Source organism: Roseibium aggregatum (genome assembly GCF_014692675.1).
GTDB lineage: Bacteria > Pseudomonadota > Alphaproteobacteria > Rhizobiales > Stappiaceae > Roseibium > Roseibium aggregatum_C.
Genome location: NZ_JABFCZ010000064.1, coordinates 1 through 2,554 on the forward strand (window position 1 = coordinate 1; position 2,554 = coordinate 2,554).

At 60.6% G+C, this 2,554-nt stretch carries 3 protein-coding genes and 1 tRNA gene; 2 read left to right on the forward strand and 2 right to left on the reverse strand.

The genetic code is table 11. The features are described from left to right. Positions 1-219 precede the first annotated feature (219 nt). Both HK439_RS26185 and HK439_RS26190 read right to left on the reverse strand, forming a co-directional pair. Positions 220-295: transfer RNA gene (locus HK439_RS26185), tRNA-Glu, on the reverse strand. 123 nt (positions 296-418) lie between these two features. Beyond that, positions 419-859 (reverse strand): VOC family protein, encoded by a 441-nt coding sequence (locus tag HK439_RS26190; RefSeq protein ID WP_190294430.1) that lies wholly within the window; start codon positions 857-859, stop codon positions 419-421. 47 nt (positions 860-906) lie between these two features. Between HK439_RS26190 and HK439_RS26195 the strand changes: the two genes are divergently transcribed. Both HK439_RS26195 and HK439_RS26200 read left to right on the forward strand, forming a co-directional pair. Next, positions 907-1,677: a Sir2 family NAD-dependent protein deacetylase gene (locus HK439_RS26195; protein WP_328804251.1), complete on the forward strand. Its 771-nt coding sequence runs from the start codon at positions 907-909 to the stop codon at positions 1,675-1,677. Between the two features lie 153 nt (positions 1,678-1,830). After that, on the forward strand, positions 1,831-2,412 hold the full coding sequence (locus tag HK439_RS26200; RefSeq protein ID WP_209012085.1) for a cold-shock protein: 582 nt from the start codon (positions 1,831-1,833) through the stop codon (positions 2,410-2,412). Positions 2,413-2,554: the final 142 nt, after the last annotated feature.

The window sequence follows — 2,554 nt, forward strand, 5'->3', positions numbered from 1 at the left end:
ATTATGAGGACCAGACTGCGCGGATCTCCATCTTGGCCGGGGCTCGACCCCGAGACCGGATACGTTGACGCAGACTGAACAGAGCAATCTTCAAATTACCCCTTGCAGACGGGGCGGGCCATACGTTCAAGGGAAGTGATCGGCTGAAAGCGCTCTGGCGAGCTTGTTGCCAAGCGCCAGCGCTTGTTCGTTTCATATTCGATCAGTGCCGGGAGAAGTTGGCACGCCCAACGGGACTCGAACCCGTGTTTCCGCCGTGAAAGGGCGGCGTCCTAGACCGCTAGACGATGGGCGCGCGGACGACGTCGCTGCGTCGTGGGGAGGCTTATAGGCAGTATTGTCTCAAGCCGCAAGAGCAAATTGTCATGAAATTCACAGGCCCGCGTCCGCGGGCCTGTGAGGGCGCAAAAAGCGGTTCCTACCACTCGCCGACATTGGGCATGGAGGCCCAGGGTTCGGCGACTTCAAGGGAATCGCCCTTCTGCAGCAGCTCGAAGGAAATGTTGTCCGGCGAGCGGATGAAAGCCATGCGGCCGTCGCGCGGCGGACGGTTGATGGTCACGCCCTTTTCCTGGAGGCTGGCGCAGTATTCGTAGATGTTGTCCACTTCATAGGCGAGGTGGCCGAAATTGCGTCCGCCGGAATATTCCTCGGGATCCCAGTTGTAGGTGAGCTCCAGAAGCGGGGCCTTCACCTCCCTGCCGCTTTCCGCGTCTTCGGAGGCGGCCAGGAAGATCAGGGTGAAGCGGCCGGCCTCGTGATCCATGCGGCGCACTTCGGTCATGCCCATCTTGTTGCAGTAGAAGTCCAGCGATTCATCGATATCGCGGACGCGGACCATTGTGTGCAGGTAGCGCATTGCGTGTCCTTGTAGATAATAAGGTATTGGAGTGATGATCAGAACGTATGGCCACTATGACAGAAATCAATGATCTTGCCACCGCACGAGACCGGATAAAGAGTTTTTTAGGGGCAGACGCGGGGCGGATCGTGGTTCTGACCGGAGCGGGCATCTCGACGGAGTCCGGTATTCCCGATTTCCGCTCCCCCGGCGGGCTCTGGTCGAAAATGCAGCCGATCGAGTATCAGGATTTCGTGGATGACGAGGAGAGCCGCCTGGAGGACTGGAGCAGGCGCTTCCAGATGGCCGACATCTTCCACAAGGCGGAACCGAACGCGGCGCACAGGGTGCTGGCGGGGCTGGCTAGAGACGGCCGGCTTTCGCTCCTGATTACCCAGAACGTGGACGGTTTGCATCAGCGCTCCGGCGTGCCGGAGGATCTCCTGGTCGAATTGCACGGCAACAGCACCTATGCCTCCTGCCTCGACTGCGGCAGGCGTGCGGAGCTGGAAGACCAGAGGGCAACGGTCGAGGCGGGCCGCAGTCCGGTCTGCGAGGCCTGCGGCGGGCTGCTGAAGGCGGCCGTGGTCAGTTTCGGCCAGATGATGCCGGAGGACGCCCTGATCCGGGCCGCCGAGGCCGCCCGCAAGGCGGATGTGTTTGTGGTCATCGGATCGTCGCTCGTGGTTCATCCGGCTGCCCAGCTGCCGGTGATCGCGGCCCAGGCCGGGGCCGAACTCGTCATCATCAACAGGGAGCCGACCCCGATCGATCCTCTCGCGGAGGTCTGCATCCGCACTCCGATTGCCGAGAGTTTTGTGGATTTTGCGCCATAGCCGGCCAATAAATGCAAATGCCTTGTGGTTAGTTTGACAATCCCCCTTTCCGGATCGAAGTCGGATGTTATCCTTTTGTTAGGAATCAGCCGGTGCGTGAGTCGCAATTCCGTTCCGGTTGGGTGATGCGGACCAAAGACGGGACAGTATGCTATGGGGGGCAAAACCGCTCGGGATGCCCGCGCAATCGAGACGCTGGCGGATGATGTTGCCGTCGATGTCGTCGAGATTGCAGGCACGATCAAATGGTTTGATGTTGCCAAGGGGTACGGATTTATCGTCCCGGATTCGGGAGAGGCCGATATTCTCTTGCATGTGACCTGTCTCAGGCGCGACGGCTACCAGACGGCCTATGAGGGCGCCCGGGTGGTCTGCGAGGTCATGGACCGGCCGCGCGGACTGCAGGCCTTCCGGATCCTGTCCATGGACGAATCCACCGCCTTGCACCCGTCTCAGCTTCCGCCTTCCCGCACCCATGTGCAGGTTGTCCCGGAAAGCGGTTTCGAAAAAGCGACCGTGAAATGGTTCAACCGGGTCAAGGGCTTCGGCTTCCTGACCCAGGGCGAGGGAACGGAGGATATCTTCATCCATATGGAAACCCTGCGCCGCTTCGGGATCGCCGAGTTGCGCCCCGGACAGGATGTGATGGTGCGCTTCGGCAACGGACCGAAGGGCCGCATGGCCGCCGAAATCCGGCCGGTGGGATCGGGAACCCATATTCCAGCCTCGCACTAGCTTCCCGGACTATTGAACGTATGGCCCGCCCCGTCTGCAAGGGGTAATTTGAAGATTGCTCTGTTCAGTCTGCGTCAACGTATCCGGTCTCGGGGTCGAGCCCCGGCCAAGATGGAGATCCGCGCAGTCTGGTCCTCATAAT